The sequence below is a fragment of the Chitinophagales bacterium genome (genome assembly GCA_017303415.1).
GTDB lineage: Bacteria > Bacteroidota > Bacteroidia > Chitinophagales > Chitinophagaceae > SpSt-398.
The window spans coordinates 1,134,981-1,151,080 of sequence record JAFLBJ010000001.1 but is presented as its reverse complement, the minus strand read 5'-3'; the positions used below and the strand labels follow the sequence as shown (position 1 = coordinate 1,151,080).

Genomic DNA, 16,100 nt, shown 5'->3' with positions numbered 1-16,100 from the left:
TGTTGGCCTTTAACTATTAGTTTTTGTGTTTTATTAATAAAAAATTTTACTTCCAATATTTAAGAACTCTTCTTTCTGAAACTATAAGCTAATAGCTAACAGCTAATAGCAAAACGCTGCTACCCCTTCTTCCCCAGATTGAAATCATACGTAAACCCAAGTGAGATCGTCGATCCGGGTTTGAAACTATTGAACAGGCGATCCGTTCCTTCCTTGAATGCTTTTTTGCTGTCTACGTTTTCATAGAAATAATAGGCCGGGTTCAACATATCGGCCCAGGTCAGTTTAAGCTCTCCCCGGTTGTTCATGATCTTCCGCGTCAATTGCAGGTCAACCTGGTTACGGGGGCGCTCATACACATCGGGGAAGCCGAGGTTATTGATACCCACCAGTGCGAGTCGCTGACCAATACGGTTGTACAAGAGCGAACCACTCCAATTGCCGTTCTCACTATTATATTGTACACCCAGGTTGATCAGATAAGGCGACTGGCCTTGCAAGGGTCGGTTGGTTGATTCAGTAGCGCCACTACCCGATGTAGAAGCCAGGGTTACCTTGGAATAGATATAGGTCAGGTTGGCAAATACATTGAATACCTCGAGATCATCACTGATAAAATCAAGCGCTTTCCGTACTTCGATCTCTCCACCAAGCGCATAGGCCTCATCTGCATTCTGGAACTGATAGTTACGACGGTCAAGTACGCTGGAAGGGTTCAGACGAAGTTCGATGGGATCATTAAAGAATTTGTAGAAGGCGCCGATGGATACACCCTCACCACCTTTGGGGTAGAACTCATACCGAATGTCGCCGTTCAGGATGGTACCACGTTGAAGATCGGGGTTACCATTCACCGCATAGTTCACTTCATAATCAAAGAATGAGAACGGAGCTATTTCGCGAAACTCTGGACGGCTAACGGTACGGCTACCGGCGAGACGGATATTTTGTTTTTTATCGGGACTGATGGTCAGGTTAAAAGAAGGCAATACGTCCCATTTCTCATTGTCCACTACTACCCGCTTCGCCGTAACATCTTTAGTGGTCAGGAACTGCTGGAAATTTTCTACGCGCACACCCCAAACCAAACGCACCATGTCACCAAACTTATTATCAAACTGACCGTACATGCCATTTACGATGGAAACACCAAAGTATTTATCCTGGTTATTGGTAAAATCTTCAATGATGAACCCGTTGTTGGAAATATTGGAGGGGAGGAAGATCTGATCATATGGAAGCTCCAGTTTGCTGTTATCAAACTGTGCTGCAGAAGCAGGGATATAGCGGAAGATCCGGCTGCGGAAATCACGGATACGGATCAGGGTCGAACCACCCGCTTTAAATTTCTGGCTATTTCCGGCCATCTTAAAGGGGATCTCCAGGCTACCTACTGCACCATAACTATAGTCCTTCAATTTGCTGTCGAAACGACGCGTATCATCATCGTTCATTTCAAAAGGATCGGCGCTGCCTTGTGAGCGGAAATATGATTGGGTGCGAAGATCGGGTTGGATCTTCCAGTTGTAACCAATATTTCCATTCCAGGTCAATTTCACTCCACTGTTGGTGAGACGATGTTCGCCTTCCAACTGGGCGGTGTAGAGGCTGCGTTGGTTGAGTACGGATGAACTGAATTCAATATCCTGTACGCGGTCAACTGAGAAACCGGTACGGGTGTAGAAATTATCTTCAAAAAGTTGGTTGAACAGGTTCTTAAAAGAAATCTTATGCTTGCCCTTTACATAGGTAAAATTGGCAATAGCACCCACGTTAACCCCGTAACGATTTTGACGGTCATTCAATTGAACGAGCAATGAGCCGTTGTCTTCATGTAACTGTCTTGTTACATCATACACCAACATGCTATTGCGGTAGATAAGGGAGATTACCGAACCAAATGTGCCACCATTCTTGAACTTGGTCGCATTACCCCAGGTCAGACTATAGGTTTGATTGGGAGCGGCTGTAGTGGTCTTCCTTTTATAAACATCACTATTAAATAGACGGCTGATGGCCAGTTGTTGGTTGAAACCGGTGGGGTTGGCACCCAAAACGCGATAGGCCTGGGGGCTGGTTGGGAATCCGGCAGGAATACTCCGCGTACCGTCATCAAAACCCATCCAATCGGTGCCATTACGTTCGTTGCTGGTGAAATCTTTGAAGGCAGATTGTGTGTTGAACCCGATTGTAAGACCTACACTCAATGTATTCCGGGAAGGAACATCCTTGGTGTTGATCTGAACCACACCACCGGCAAACTCACCGGTCAGTTCAGGTGTAGCAGTTTTATTGATGATAATATTATCTACCAGCGTAGCAGGGAATACATCAAAAGAGAAAGCCTTCTTATCCGGCTCTGTGCTGGGTAATTGTGCATTATTGATGATCGCGGCATTGTAGCGGTCGCTCAGACCACGAATGATCACAAAGCGGTTATCCTGGATACTTGCACCAGACACACGCTTCAACACCTCACCTGTATTCTTATCGGGTGTGCGGCGGATAAAGTCAGCAGCCAGACCACTGGAAAGAGCGGGGTTGCTGCGCTGAAAGGTCAATAAAGCGGCAGTGGATTCCTGTTTGCGGGTGGATCGGACAACCACATTCTCTCCGGTTTTCACTTGTCTGTCCAAAACGATCGTGATGGAGTTATCCATGTTCTGCCCTACCTCGATGTCCGAGATTTCTTTGGAATTGAAACCCACGCTTGAAACAGCGATGGTGTATTTACCCGGGTTCAGGCTTACGGAAAAACGTCCTTCTATGTCTGCAATATAGCTTCCGGATACACCGGTTACCTGGATAGTGGCACCAGGAATCGGTTCATTTTTCTCGTTAACAATTTTACCGTTGAGCTTAACAGACTGTGCATGGAGTTGTACCACCATGAACAGGGACAAGAACAGAGCAACGTACCGGACCAGTTTTATTCGCAGCATATCTTCCAATTTCGCTGCAAAGCAACCACCCCAATGTTATTGCGGTATTACGCGAATATTATCGAATTGTGATGCCAATATTACCGGAATGTTAACCCGGTCGATCTAGAACCGAAATTGGAGCCGGCAGGTAAACAGGTTATCTGGCAGGTCGGTGGTGTACCCGGCATAGCTAGTTGCTTCATTTACAACATGTTCATAGTAAAGAACCAATTTGACATTCTCTGTAACCGGATGGGAATAGCCCAGCCCCCAGGTCTGATAACTTATATCGCCCGATGTAAAGCTATTGTTAAGTCCGATGGCCTTGCCCTGTATTTTAGTGTTAGGGTCATACCAATCATATTTGGCCAGCAATTGATGCCCTTTTTGGCCCAGGTCCTTGATCAGGTAGAAAAAACCACCGCTGAATTGACGGATATAGGTCGGACCAGCAGGAAGCGTTCCGGGGTTAATGGTTGAAGTGGCCGTACCGGGTTGTTTTCCAAACCAGATCTCACCCCGCAGTTCAAGACCGCCATGGTGGACAGGAAACCTCACCTGCACATCCCCACCATAGTATTGTCTGGGTGCCGTCTTTCCCACATTGGAGATGGCAGAGTCCACATAAAAATCCTCCTTCCCTCCTGTTTCCCTTGTCGTGTAAACATATTTTGAGGATTGCTTCCATCCTCCCCGCATCAACGACAGGCCACCATGAACCTGGATGCCTTCTCTGTGAAGGGGTTCATAGGTTATTCGGGCTACCAGATCTTTTTTATTATCAAAATCCGTTGTAGCAGACAATCCCGGGCCATTGAATACACCCGCATCAATACGCAACTGGTGTTTATTTTTTCCCGGGCGCTGAGGTTCATAGCTGATCATGACCCCCAGATCCCGTTCGGATGGAATCAGAATTTGCGACATTCGCCCCCGTTCTGGTGTTTCGCGAAAGGATGAAGAAACGTTCACTTCATAACCAAAGGGCTTGGCAAAGATCCCGGTGGTAAGTGAAAACTGGTTCCCTTTGGTTTCATACAAGCGAACAAACATATCTCTGACTCTGACCGTTCTCTCAGTTACATCCATTTGGAAAGTGAACAGCGCTTTAGGAAGCCTGTCCTCTGTAAGCGCCAGGTAATCGATCTTCATCCGGGCCCTCCGTAACATGAACCTGTTTCGTGATTGAGCTGAAAAATCACCTCCACCATATGTAGCGGCCCCATCCTTTTCTATGACCTGATATTGTGGTTGTATATAGCCCGAAAACCGAAGGTTTCCAAACCGTTTCAGAAACGGTCTGACCGTATCTTTTATGAATAGGGATGAATCTAACCCGGTCAGGTACCGCTGGCCTGTGGCGGGCAAACACAATCCTGTGATAACCAAAGCTATTAACAATGAACCAGTTAACGATTTGTTCATGAAAAATTAATATTTCGCAAAGGTAATTGGGGCGAAAAAGGACTGTATTAAGAAATTGTTACCAAAATCGAATTTCATATACTTTGGGCCACCAAAACATAATCTTTGCGCAAAATTTCTACCATGGGCCTCAACTCATTTCTCAAGATCTTTATGCCAAAGAACCTCATATTTTATGAGTTGTTCGAAAAGGTGGCCGACAACGGGGCCATCATGGGCCAGAAATTAAAGGATATCGTAGCGGAGCCTGATTTTGATAAAAGGGCCGCCCTGATCATTGAGGTGGAAGACCTCGAGCATGCTAATGATGACCTGACTCATCGGATATTCACAGAGCTTGGCCGGAATTTTATCACTCCCTTTGATCGTGAGGATATCCACTATCTGGCTACTTCTCTGGATGATATCGCGGATTACATTTATGCCTCTGCCAAAAAGATCAATTTCTATCGGGTGAACCCGAATGATACCGGTATGCAAAAGTTTGCCGATATGATTGAGCAGGGAACGGTGTTGGTGCGTAAAGCGGTAGGTGGATTACGCGACATGAAAAACCTCCGCCAGGTAACCGAATCACTGGTCAAGATCAACAGTCTGGAGAATCAGGCCGATGATGTATTTGACCTTTGTATTGAACGGTTATTTGCCATGGAAGAAGATGCCAAAGAGGTGATCAAGAAAAGAGAGATCTACCAGGTTATGGAGATCGTGACCGATAAATGTGAGGATGCCAGTAACGTGATCGAGTCGATCATCATTAAATATTCGTAAATGACCTTCCTGATCGTTATCATCACCCTCGCCCTGGTTTTTGATTATATCAATGGATTTCACGATGCGGCCAACTCGATAGCTACCGTGGTATCCACCAAGGTTTTGACCCCTTTTCAGGCTGTACTTTGGGCTGCCGCATTTAATTTTCTGGCCTTTTTTATTTTCAAAGATCACGGTGTTGCCAATACGATCGCTAAAACGGTGAAACAAGATTTTATCACCTTGCCTGTCATTTTCTCAGGTCTGGTGGCTGCCATCGTTTGGAATTTGTTTACCTGGTGGTTTGGTATCCCTTCTTCGTCTTCGCATACCCTGATCGGAGGATTTGCCGGAGCCGCCATTGCCCATGCCGGAACCTTTTCTTCGGTAAATGCAGATCCGGTTTTTAAAACTGCCATTTTCATATTCCTCGCTCCGGTGGTCGGTATGATCGCTGCCTTTATAATTTCACTCTGGTTCATCCATTCCTTTCAAAAAGGGTGGCTGCCCAAGATCATTTCCATTACCGTCATGGCAGGTGTCGTGGTCTTCCTCATATTTAACCTGGAAACCCGACCGGAGAAACTCAAATCCGATTTTGATACGTATTTCTGGAGAGTCGTATTCCATGGTTCCAACTTTAAGTGGATTCTCCTTTCGTTGATCATGCTCATTATGGCCACTTTTTCCATGTACCTGAGCAATCTGAATGCCAACAAGGCCAATTCCTGGTTTAAGAGACTTCAACTGGTATCTTCTGCCGCGTTTAGTATCGGTCACGGAGGAAATGATGCCCAAAAAGTAATGGGTATCATCACGGCCGCCCTGATCGCTCACGGCTCCATCGGCGGGTTTGATCAAATGCCCGTTTGGGTGCCCCTGGCCTGTTATTCAGCCATCGGTCTGGGTACCATGAGCGGAGGCTGGAAGATCGTAAAGACCATGGGTACCCGAATCACCAAAGTGACCCCATTTGAAGGGGTAGCCGCAGAAACGGCGGGTGCCATCACCCTTTTTGTTACGGAAGCCCTAAAAATACCGGTCAGTACCACCCATACCATCACCGGTTCAATAATCGGGGTAGGCGCTACCAAACGCCTGTCAGCGGTGCGTTGGGGAGTTACAGTCAACCTCTTATGGGCGTGGATTCTGACAATCCCGATCAGCGGATTGCTGGCTGCCGGAGTTTATCTTATCGTCCGGTTTTTTATCTAGAAAGAAATGCTGAATTTTGCCCACAAATTTGAACTATGGCAAAAATCCTGGTAACGGGAGGATGTGGTTATATCGGTTCGCATACCCTGGTTGACCTTATCGAGAATGGCTATGAAGTAATTTCCGTTGACAATAATTCCCGGTCGAGCAGCAAGATCCTGGATGGCGTGGAAAAGATAACGGGAAAGAGAGTAAAGAACTACCGTGTAGACCTCTGCAATTTTGATGATACGTTTGCAATCTTTCAGGAAAACCCTGACCTCACGGGAATCATTCATTTTGCGGCTTATAAAGCAGTGGGTGAATCGGTTGAACAGCCTCTTCTTTACTTTGAAAATAACCTGATGTCGCTGATCAACCTGTTGAAATGCGCACAGGAATTCAAAACCCCGCATTTTGTTTTCTCCTCCTCCTGTACGGTGTATGGCAATCCGGATGAGATACCGGTAACAGAAAGAACCCCACCCAAACCGGCAGCCTCTCCCTATGGCTATACCAAACAAATGGGTGAGCAGATCGTGAATGAATTTTCAAAGGCCAACGATACCCAGTGTATCCTGCTGCGATATTTTAACCCCGTAGGCGCCCACCCTTCCATTGAGATCGGTGAAATGCCCATGGGTAAACCTCAAAACCTTTTTCCCGCCATTACCCAAACAGCTATTGGCAAACTTCCCATGCTTGTAGTGTATGGCGACGATTATGACACCCGCGATGGTTCCTGTTTGCGCGACTTTATCCATGTATCCGACCTGGCACATGCGCATACCCTCGCCCTCCAATACCTGGAGAACGACAAAAATGACAGCCGCTGTGAAGTTTTCAACCTGGGAACCGGAAATGGCGTGACCGTACTTGAAGCCATCAAAGCCTTTGAAAAAGTAAGCGGTCAAAAACTCAATTACCGTATCGGCCCCCGCCGCTCCGGTGATGTGGTGGCGATCTATGCCAATAACGACCTTGCCTCCGACCTGCTGGGATGGACCATTCAATACAGCCTGGAAGAAATGATCAGCAGCGCCTGGAAATGGGAAATGAAATTAAAGCAGGATGAAACAGTATTTACACGGGGAAAATCGGAACTGAATTAACCATTTTAAATTCATAAACGCCGAAAGCTAATGAACCATATCTGTTAGCCGCTGGCATAAGAAAACAACCATCAACATGCTCAAAGACATTCAATCGATCGGAAACAAAGACACCCGAAGCGGCTTCGGGGACGGAATTGCTGAAGTAGCCAAAAAAAACCCGAACGTGGTAGCGCTCACCGCTGACCTGGCCGGTTCACTGAAATTGAATCAGTTCATAAAGGAATTTCCGGAACGTTTTATCCAATGTGGTATCGCCGAAGCAAATATGATCGGTATCGCCGCGGGATTAACCATCGGCGGAAAAATTCCATACACCACCACCTTTGCCAATTTCTCTACTGGTCGGGTATATGATCAGATCCGGCAGAGTGTGGCCTATAGCGGCAAGAATGTAAAAATTTGCGCCTCCCACGCCGGACTTACACTCGGTGAAGATGGTGCTACCCACCAGATACTGGAAGATATCGGCCTAATGAAAATGCTGCCGGGCATGACCGTGATCGTTCCCTGCGATTATGCACAAACAAAGGCCGCTACCATTGCAATTGCCGATTATCAGGGACCTGTTTATCTCCGCTTTGGACGCCCCTCCTGGCCCATATTCACTTCTGAGTTACCCTTTGAGATCGGTAAGGCACAGTTCTTCAGCGAAGGAACCGATGTAACCATCTTTGCCTGTGGCCACCTGGTTTGGAATGCCATCCAGGCCGGAATACAACTCCAGGAAAAAGGAATCAGCGTAGAAGTGGTCAACATTCATACCATCAAACCATTGGATGAAGCAGCAGTGATCGCTTCGCTGAAAAAGACCAAATGCGCCGTTACCGCTGAAGAACACAATGTCATTGGCGGATTGGGTGATGCCATTGCACAGGTTGCCGCTAAACACATACCTGTTCCCATTGAGTTCATCGGAACACAGGATACATTTGGTGAAAGTGGAACGCCAAAAGAACTAATGAAAAAATACGGACTGGATATCAGCGATATCGTCACAGCAGCGGAAAAAGCCATTTCCCGAAAATAACTTACCTCCAGCACCCGTTAACGCCCTCGCGCCTTTGTGGTAAGATTAACCGCTAAGACGCGAGGGTTTTTATATTTCAGTTTCAAACTGTATTTTTAATCCTTATACCTCCACCAATGCCTTTGCCGAACCCCAGCGATACCGAATTATTAGAGCAGTTCCGCGATCCCGCCACGCGGGAAAAGGCATACACCGCTATCATCCGGAAATATCAGGAAAAACTTTACTGGCACCTGCGCCGAATGGTGGTCAACCACGATGATGCCAATGATGTATTGCAAAATGTGCTGATCCGGGTGTGGAATGGGCTGGAAAAATTCAGGGAAGACAGTCAGCTTTATACCTGGCTCTACCGGGTGGCTACCAACGAATGCCTGACCTATCTGGAACAACAGAAAAAAAGGGCATCTGTTTCTTTAAGTGAGGTAGAAACAGGGCTTGAAAACAAGATCCGTGCAGAACAGAACTTCGATGCCAACAAGTTAGAATGGAGGCTCCAATTGGCTATACAGCAACTACCTGAAAAACAAAGGATTGTGTTCCAGTTGCGGTATTATGATGAAATGCCCTATGAGGAAATGAGCCGGGTTTTGGAAACCAGTGAAGGCGCGCTAAAGGCGAGCTACCACCATGCGGTCAAGAAAATCGAGGACTACATAAAAAATCATTAAACTTTGGGGTAGATAGATTGTCCTAAGTAAACAGATCATGAAAAAGCAAAGAGACATACAAGAAGAACTGGCCTCCCTGGAGAGCACTCTTGCCACACAAAGCATTGAAAATGTTTTTGTTGTGCCAAAAGGGTATTTCGAAGGGCTGGCGGAAACGGTATTGAACCGAATCCGGAGCCAGGAAGAGCTGGAAAGCCTGTCTCCCTTGCTGAGCAGCCTGAGAAAGCAGACTCCCTACGAAGTGCCTGCGGGCTATTTTGAAAAGAACATCGCCATCCCTGTTTCCGAAACCAAAGAACAACCATTCGGAAAACCGGCCAAAGTGGTGTCAATGGGTAACCGCATCATGCGATATGCCATAGCCGCAGTTATCACCGGTGCAGTGGTTATCGGCGGAATCCGGCTGTTGGATAACAACCGGTCGAATGTAAACCCGGAAACAGCCATCGCCAAGCAATTGGGTAAGGACATAAAGAACCAGGAGATCAGCAAAGAAGAGGTGGATGATTTTCTTGACCTGACCGAAGCGATTGCCGCCGTAGATACCAAACAGGAACCCATTGCCAATACGGGGAATACCAATCTGAATGACGTTTCCGACAAGGAACTGCTCGATTTCATGGAAGTATTACCCGATGAAATGAACTGACATTAAAGAATCATATGCAGACTTGAAATGAAAAAGATTTTATACATATTAGGAATGCTTCTCTTTTCCTTCTCCGCGCTCCATGCCCAGGATGAGGGAGATGAGGATGCCAATGGAAAGGTGAAAGAACGCTTCCGCGAATACATGCAGCAGCGCCTGAACCTGTCCAAGGATGAAGCTGACCGTACCTTCCCGCTGTTCCTCCGTTATTTCAATGAGATCCGCCAGGCACGCCGGGAATTCCCCAATGATCAGCTGAAACAACGTCAAAGAGTCATTGAGATCAAACTCCGCTATCGCGAACAATTCCGTCAGACCGTCAAAGAAAGACCGGAACGCGTAGATCCTGATAAAGTGGAAAAAGCCGCTGTTGAATTTCGCAAAGCCCTGAAAGATGAAGCAGAACGCCGAAATCTCCAGATACGGCGCCGGGGCGGAAGCGTTCTAAACAAGGAATAAAATCATTTTTACTGTATCTTTGAACCTGGTGTTTTTCATAGGTTAGCAACGGCCAGCTCTTTTCAGGGCGGGCCATTTTTTTATAATAAAAAATAAGGAAGTAAAAGACAACATCTCTTACTTCCTTATTTCTAATTTTCTACATGTTCTCCCCGGACCAAACCGCTGCTCGAATGTCGTGATAGAACAAAAACCTCCACCCTTTTTCTCTTCCTTCTTCCCACCATTGCTTTCTGAGTTCTGCCGCCAGTTTTCCATTATGATCATATTTGGCCACAAACCGGTGTTTCATCTGTTGCAATTGCGGTGCATCATCCCCGCCAAAGAAAATTGTTTCCTCCTCCTCCCGTATCCAAAAAACCTGATGAAAAGGAGAATGGGCGCCCGTTAACCGATACTCAATATACCCGTCAATAAACCCTGAATCTTCTTTTAACAATACAACCTTATCCGAACCGCGCAGTTCCTCCAACTCAGCAGGTATGTAAGAGGGAAACCCTTTTTCAAAGGCAAACTCCATTTCACGTTCATGAATATAATGCGTGGCATCAGGGAAATTCAAATGGTAGCGACTGCTTAATTTATCCTCATTCGTCAATCCCCCTGCATGGTCTTTATGCAAATGCGTCATCAGCACTTTTGTTACCTGACTGGGGGAAATACCAACGGCTTCCAGGTTGGCATGAAGTTGAAGACGTCCGTTTTTCTCAAACCCCAATCCGGTGTCAAGCAGAAGTACATCCTTTTCCGTGACCACCACAAAAGGTTGTACTTCCACGAGTAAGCTTCCGGTGGGCCGGGATTGCAGATCATGTTCATCGGGATGAAAGGGAACGAATAATTTAGACTTGTCGATTGTGAAATTGCCTTCGGCGAGGGAGATAATTCTCATTTCGTAAAGGTACAATTGTTCCGCAATCCCAAACCCTTTGTGTCGACACAAAGGAATTAGCGCAAAACCATTTGTCGGTCGGCATCCAGTCTAACCAGAATAAACAATAGAATCGTGTTGGTTAAAAGAGAAGTACCCCCATAAGAGACAAAAGGTAATGGTATCCCGATCACCGGGGCTAACCCTACAGTCATGGCCACGTTAATGGCTATGTGAAAGAAGAATACAGAGCCTACTCCATAGGCATAACAACGGCTGAACACACTTCGTTGTCGTTCGGCAACGGCTACGATACGGAAGAGAAGAACGAGGTAAAGCCCTAACAAGACAAAACTCCCCACAAACCCAAAACCCTCTCCAATGGTGCAGAAGATAAAATCGGTCCGCTGTTCGGGAACAAAATCATAACGGGTTTGCGTACCCTTTAATAACCCTTTTCCAATAAACCCGCCACTACCAATCGCGATCTTGGATTGTTTTACATTATAGTCGGTGTCTTTTTTGGAAGCCCCCGATTCTTTATCCCCTCCGGGTTTCATGTATTCAGCAGGGATATCACGGCCTATGGTAGAAAATATCCTTTCCACCTGGTGTTCCTGTAAAACATGTTTGAAAATAAACGGCACCCCAAATCGAACCAATCCCACACAGAGAAACCAGACAATTACTACATTTCGCAGCAGGCCGCGTTGCCGTTTTAATTGGCGGCGGAGAAAATACAAGAGTACCAACGCAAGTGCCGTTAAAATGATCGCGAGGAGGTTCTTCTCCACCAGCAGGGTGGCAACGACCAAAACCGCTGCTGAAAAACCGATGATCAGAATGGAGGAAGGAAGCCCTTCCCGGTACATCACAATAAAAAAAGAAAAATAGACCAGCGCCAATCCGGTTTCTTTTTGGGCAATGCTCAACAAGGCAGGCAACAAGGCAATACCGGCAGCAATGAGCTGCGCCCTTGTTTTGCTAAAATCCGTTTCCACCCTGGATAAGTATTTGGCAAGGGCCAATGCTACGGTGATCTTACAAAACTCTGCCGGTTGAAACTGAAAAGAGCCCAGCCGGATGATGGATTCGGTTCCTTTCACACTTGTACCAATGGCAAATACCGATAACATCAACAGTATACCCATGGCATACCAAAGGTTGGCCGTAGCAGTAAAGAATTTACTATCGATCAGCATGATGACCAACGCGATCATCCCCGCAGCGAGGAAGAAATAGAATTGCCGGCTATAGTCTGTCTTAAATCCAAGAAAAGAAGATACAATGGGGTTTCCTTCCCGGTAGGTAGCCGCAAAGATCGCAAGAATGCCAACGAGTGACAGAAAGAACCATAACCAGACCAATGCCCAGTCGGTTCCTTTGGATATGGCAGGGTTACGTTGGTTCATGGAGTAGTGTTTCTTCGTTGTTTATCATCGGGTATATTCATCACGATCAACTGTCTTTTGGGAAGTTTTGGCGGAGAAGGGTCCTTTTGTCTTTGTCCAAAACTGATAAAACGACGAATATAATTACTGTCCTTTGTTGTTTTGAACCACCAATAAGCCCGGGTTGAATCTTCAATGAACTGTTTTCGTTTCAGGTAGGAAGGCATGATATTCGCGTTGGCGAGCTCCTCCACTTTTGCCAGCCGTTCTGGTCGCAGGGTATCATTCAGGTATTTCTCCATCAGGATCGACGAGATAGGACCGGCCCAGGTTCCCCCAAATCCGGCATTTTCAACCACAACCGCAATGGCGATCTTCGGATTCTCCCTTGGGGCAAAACAGACAAACACCGAGTTATCTTTCAATTGAATTCTCCGGCGGTCAAGAATAATAAAGTTCTCCGCGGTACCTGTTTTGGCACATACATTAATACCGGGTATGGCCGCAGACCGGGCTGTTCCTGTTTCTACCACATCCTGCATACCACTGATCACTTCTTCAAAAAGTTCATTCGACAAATGGGTCAATACATTGTTCCGTACCCGGAATGGTTTGAGAATCGTATCCTGTGCTGTTTCATTATCGATCTTTTCCACCAGGTGGGGCGTGTAATAGTATCCTTTATTGGCGATCATGCACATGGCGTTGGCCAATTGCAGGGGAGTCGCCAGCATCATATCCTGGCCAATTCCCAGGGTTAGGTTGGTACAGGAGTTCCAGGCGCTGCGGTACGCCTTATTGTAAACTGCTGAATCGGGGATATTCCCTTTGTCTTCACTCGGCAGGTCTATTCCCAGCCTTACCCCAAGCCCAAAAAGGTTCATATAGTCATGCCATTTCTCATAGCCCTTTTTCACACTCCCGTATTTGGGATTGTCCACTGTCATTCGGTAGATATGGGCATAATAGGAATTACAGGAATTGGCAATGGACAGACGGAGGTTTGCGGCGTGTCCGGCATTGCTATGTGTACAGGCTGGTTTTCCATGTCCACAGGCATAATACCTCCCCGTACAGGGATAGCCGAAATTCGCATCAATAACACCTTCTTCCAATGCCACCAGGGCACCAATCGGTTTAAAGGTGGAACCGGGAGGGTATTGCCCCTTGATGGCCCGGTTGAGTAACGGACCGGATACATCCAGGGCCAGTTTGCTGTAGTTCTTTGAAAAGGCTGAACCGGTTAGATCGTTGGGGTTAAACGTTGGTCCCGACGCCATGGCCAATATACCGCCTGTTTTGGGATCAATAGCAACCACTGCCCCAACCTTATTGGTCATCATTTTCTCGGCGAGCTGTTGCAATTCAATGTCGATATAGGTCCTTAACCCTCTGCCGGCCACAGCGGCTGTATCAAATTCGCCATTCTCATAGGGGCCTTGTACGCGGTTGAAATTATCCCGCAACAGAAACTGTACGCCTCTTTCACCCATCAGGATATTCTCATAATAGGATTCGAGACCGCTTTTTCCGATATAGTCACCCATCCGGTAAAAATCACCCGAGCGCTCGATCTCCCGTTGGTTCACCTCAGCGATATACCCCAGAATATGTGCAGCGGCATTGTAAGGATACAAACGAACGGGGCGTTCCTGGAGAAAAAAACCGTTGCTGAAACGCCACATATTCTCTTCGATGACGGCCAGTTTATCGGCGGTCAACAGCGGTTCAAAGACGGACGGCCGGAAACTTTTGTTCTTGTCGATCGAGGTCTTGATCCTTTTCTTGAATTCGATGGTATCGATCGCCAGCAAGCGGCAAAGGGTAAGGGTGTCTATATTCTTAACCTCGGCCGGAGTCACCATGAGATCAAACATCTTGATATTATTCAGGATGGCGCGGCCTTTCCGGTCATAAATGATCCCACGGGAAGGATATACGATCTTTTTTAGAATCGCCTGTTCATCCGCCAGTTTCTTGTATTTACCCGAAATGACCTGCAGGTTGAATAACTGAGCCGTTATGACAATGAATACTGCCAGGAAAATAAGACGTATGATTCGGCTCCGCGACTGGTTGAACACAGACATAATAAGGGAGGGTGTAGCGTAAGGTAAGTTTCGAAATTAGTAGTCAAAGCTACAATTCAAAAAAATCAAATTCAATAGCCAATGAAAAAAAATATGTTAAGCCACATTGGTGCGAAACTTCATTTTGCGGGGAAACAACAATTCAGCCGTAAAAATGAGTAACAAACTTACCGCAGAGGTACCGAGTATCTTTACGAGAAAGAGCCAGAAGGATCCAAACTGCAGCCACTCCAGGAAGACCAGGTAGCTATTGTGCAGGAGTACCAGCACAATGATGTACACACTATAAGGTGCCCATCCCATGGCTTTGGGGGAGGGTTCCCGGTAGTTGAATTCGGTGCTGTCGCGCGGGGTAAGGACATTGATCAGAAAGGGCCTTACATAGGCAATGAGTACACAGGCCGCTGCATGCAGCCCGGGTGAAGGGGTAAAATAATCCAGTGTAAGCCCTGTAAGGAAACCCATGACAAGTAACCAGAACCGCGACAGGGAAAAAGGCAGCCAGAGGATAAACAGGAAATAAAGGATTGGTACAAAAGCCTGGTGCAATGGGGGTATTTTATCCAGCACAAAAACCTGGATACCGATGAACAGTACAAAGCGGATGATATTTCTTAACAGATCGCTCAATTCGTTTTCTTTTGTGATTCCTCTACCTTTTTGCGGGTGTCCTTATCCAGCTTGATTTGTTCTTCATAAAAGAGATTCTCGATCACAAACACCTGTTGAATCCGTCTGAAATTCACAAAGGGTTTGATCTTCAGGATATAATCTCCAGAGGCCTTTTCATTATCGATCTCCCTGACCGTTCCCACCAATAAACCGGGAGGAAAACTACCCAGTTCAAAGGGGCTTGTGATCACTGTATCCCCAACGGAAATGGAGTCACTGCGGGGCACCCTTTTAAGGATCAGTGTTCCGGCATCCTTGCCATCCCATTCCAGGCGACCAGTGGTCTTACTCCTTTTCATCATGACATAGGTAAACCGTTGTACATGCAACAGGCTCATGACCTGACTAAAGTTGGCGCTCACATTGGCCACCACCCCTACCGGGGTCCCATCCGAACTTACCACGGCCATATTATCCTTGATCCCCTGGTTAGCACCCCGGTTGATCTGAATATAATTTTTGTCCTTGATCGTGGAATTGGCCACCACTTTGGCCTCACGCCAATAGTATTGCCGCATGCGACCCGTGGTATCATAGCTTACCGTATCGATCACGAGTTTTCGTGAACTGTCGGGAGTCATAAAATTGGAGGAGAGCAAATTGAGCAGCGAATCATTCATCCGGTGAACACGCACATTTTCCTCCCGGAGGTGAAAATAGTCATCTACTTTATCAACCTGCATATTTACCCGGCCGGTTACTTCATTGGCCACACCCAAAAAGCGCGCACGCTGATACCGGTTATAGGAAAAAAGAAAAGACAGGGCAATCAGTTGCAGCACCAGGAAACTGATGAAGGTAGAATACCGCCGAAGTAGAAGAATGACATTTCGCATAAGGGGGTGAGGTCAGCACGTGG

14 protein-coding genes are annotated in these 16,100 nt (G+C 46.7%); 7 read left to right on the top strand and 7 right to left on the bottom strand.

Annotated elements, in window-relative coordinates:
- Positions 1-119: 119 nt before the first annotated feature.
- Both J0M30_05085 and J0M30_05080 read right to left on the bottom strand, forming a co-directional pair.
- Entirely contained in the window at positions 120-2,942 is a 2,823-nt protein-coding gene (locus J0M30_05085; GenBank protein ID MBN8666858.1) for a TonB-dependent receptor, read from the bottom strand.
- A 105-nt stretch (positions 2,943-3,047) separates the two neighbouring features.
- A complete protein-coding gene (locus J0M30_05080; GenBank protein MBN8666857.1) occupies positions 3,048-4,349 on the bottom strand; it encodes a porin in 1,302 nt (433 codons plus the stop codon).
- 123 nt (positions 4,350-4,472) lie between these two features.
- Here J0M30_05080 and J0M30_05075 point away from each other — a divergent pair, with 123 nt between their 5' ends.
- From J0M30_05075 to J0M30_05045, 7 genes are all read left to right on the top strand, one after another.
- The gene (locus tag J0M30_05075; GenBank protein MBN8666856.1) at positions 4,473-5,120 is read left to right on the top strand and encodes a DUF47 family protein; all 648 of its coding nucleotides are present in this window, start codon (positions 4,473-4,475) and stop codon (positions 5,118-5,120) included.
- Complete coding sequence (locus tag J0M30_05070) at positions 5,121-6,317, top strand: inorganic phosphate transporter (protein ID MBN8666855.1); 1,197 nt, start codon at positions 5,121-5,123, stop codon at positions 6,315-6,317.
- Between the two features lie 35 nt (positions 6,318-6,352).
- Positions 6,353-7,408: a UDP-glucose 4-epimerase GalE gene (gene galE, locus J0M30_05065; GenBank protein ID MBN8666854.1), complete on the top strand. Its 1,056-nt coding sequence runs from the start codon at positions 6,353-6,355 to the stop codon at positions 7,406-7,408.
- A gap of 76 nt (positions 7,409-7,484) precedes the next feature.
- On the top strand, positions 7,485-8,438 hold the full coding sequence (locus tag J0M30_05060; GenBank protein MBN8666853.1) for a transketolase family protein: 954 nt from the start codon (positions 7,485-7,487) through the stop codon (positions 8,436-8,438).
- Between the two features lie 116 nt (positions 8,439-8,554).
- Positions 8,555-9,109 (top strand): sigma-70 family RNA polymerase sigma factor, encoded by a 555-nt coding sequence (locus J0M30_05055; GenBank protein ID MBN8666852.1) that lies wholly within the window; start codon positions 8,555-8,557, stop codon positions 9,107-9,109.
- 37 nt (positions 9,110-9,146) lie between these two features.
- Positions 9,147-9,758 (top strand): hypothetical protein, encoded by a 612-nt coding sequence (locus tag J0M30_05050; protein MBN8666851.1) that lies wholly within the window; start codon positions 9,147-9,149, stop codon positions 9,756-9,758.
- A 27-nt stretch (positions 9,759-9,785) separates the two neighbouring features.
- A complete protein-coding gene (locus tag J0M30_05045; GenBank protein MBN8666850.1) occupies positions 9,786-10,217 on the top strand; it encodes a hypothetical protein in 432 nt (143 codons plus the stop codon).
- 139 nt (positions 10,218-10,356) lie between these two features.
- Here J0M30_05045 and J0M30_05040 read toward each other — a convergent pair whose 3' ends face one another.
- The 5 genes from J0M30_05040 to J0M30_05020 all read right to left on the bottom strand — a co-directional run bounded on the left by J0M30_05040 (position 10,357) and on the right by J0M30_05020 (position 16,077).
- Positions 10,357-11,109 carry an MBL fold metallo-hydrolase gene (locus J0M30_05040; protein MBN8666849.1) on the bottom strand — a complete coding sequence of 251 codons (753 nt, stop codon included), beginning with the start codon at positions 11,107-11,109 and terminating at the stop codon, positions 10,357-10,359.
- Between the two features lie 56 nt (positions 11,110-11,165).
- Positions 11,166-12,500 carry a rod shape-determining protein RodA gene (gene rodA, locus J0M30_05035; protein ID MBN8666848.1) on the bottom strand — a complete coding sequence of 445 codons (1,335 nt, stop codon included), beginning with the start codon at positions 12,498-12,500 and terminating at the stop codon, positions 11,166-11,168.
- Positions 12,497-14,569: a penicillin-binding protein 2 gene (mrdA, locus tag J0M30_05030; protein MBN8666847.1), complete on the bottom strand. Its 2,073-nt coding sequence runs from the start codon at positions 14,567-14,569 to the stop codon at positions 12,497-12,499. Before mrdA ends, rodA begins: the two co-directional genes overlap by 4 nt.
- Positions 14,570-14,665: 96 nt before the next feature.
- The gene (locus J0M30_05025) at positions 14,666-15,199 is read right to left on the bottom strand and encodes a rod shape-determining protein MreD (GenBank protein MBN8666846.1); all 534 of its coding nucleotides are present in this window, start codon (positions 15,197-15,199) and stop codon (positions 14,666-14,668) included.
- Positions 15,196-16,077 carry a rod shape-determining protein MreC gene (locus J0M30_05020; GenBank protein ID MBN8666845.1) on the bottom strand — a complete coding sequence of 294 codons (882 nt, stop codon included), beginning with the start codon at positions 16,075-16,077 and terminating at the stop codon, positions 15,196-15,198. Before J0M30_05020 ends, J0M30_05025 begins: the two co-directional genes overlap by 4 nt.
- Positions 16,078-16,100 lie beyond the last annotated feature (23 nt).

What these genes read in the sequence shown, in the direction of transcription:
- J0M30_05085 (MBN8666858.1), bottom strand. Translation starts at nt 2,942, where the DNA reads ATGCTGCGAATAAAACTGGTCCGGTACGTTGCTCTGTTCTTGTCCCTG.
- J0M30_05080 (MBN8666857.1), bottom strand. Translation starts at nt 4,349, where the DNA reads ATGAACAAATCGTTAACTGGTTCATTGTTAATAGCTTTGGTTATCACA.
- J0M30_05075 (MBN8666856.1), top strand. Translation starts at nt 4,473, where the DNA reads ATGGGCCTCAACTCATTTCTCAAGATCTTTATGCCAAAGAACCTCATA.
- J0M30_05070 (MBN8666855.1), top strand. Translation starts at nt 5,121, where the DNA reads ATGACCTTCCTGATCGTTATCATCACCCTCGCCCTGGTTTTTGATTAT.
- galE (MBN8666854.1), top strand. Translation starts at nt 6,353, where the DNA reads ATGGCAAAAATCCTGGTAACGGGAGGATGTGGTTATATCGGTTCGCAT.
- J0M30_05060 (MBN8666853.1), top strand. Translation starts at nt 7,485, where the DNA reads ATGCTCAAAGACATTCAATCGATCGGAAACAAAGACACCCGAAGCGGC.
- J0M30_05055 (MBN8666852.1), top strand. Translation starts at nt 8,555, where the DNA reads ATGCCTTTGCCGAACCCCAGCGATACCGAATTATTAGAGCAGTTCCGC.
- J0M30_05050 (MBN8666851.1), top strand. Translation starts at nt 9,147, where the DNA reads ATGAAAAAGCAAAGAGACATACAAGAAGAACTGGCCTCCCTGGAGAGC.
- J0M30_05045 (MBN8666850.1), top strand. Translation starts at nt 9,786, where the DNA reads ATGAAAAAGATTTTATACATATTAGGAATGCTTCTCTTTTCCTTCTCC.
- J0M30_05040 (MBN8666849.1), bottom strand. Translation starts at nt 11,109, where the DNA reads ATGAGAATTATCTCCCTCGCCGAAGGCAATTTCACAATCGACAAGTCT.
- rodA (MBN8666848.1), bottom strand. Translation starts at nt 12,500, where the DNA reads ATGAACCAACGTAACCCTGCCATATCCAAAGGAACCGACTGGGCATTG.
- mrdA (MBN8666847.1), bottom strand. Translation starts at nt 14,569, where the DNA reads ATGTCTGTGTTCAACCAGTCGCGGAGCCGAATCATACGTCTTATTTTC.
- J0M30_05020 (MBN8666845.1), bottom strand. Translation starts at nt 16,077, where the DNA reads ATGCGAAATGTCATTCTTCTACTTCGGCGGTATTCTACCTTCATCAGT.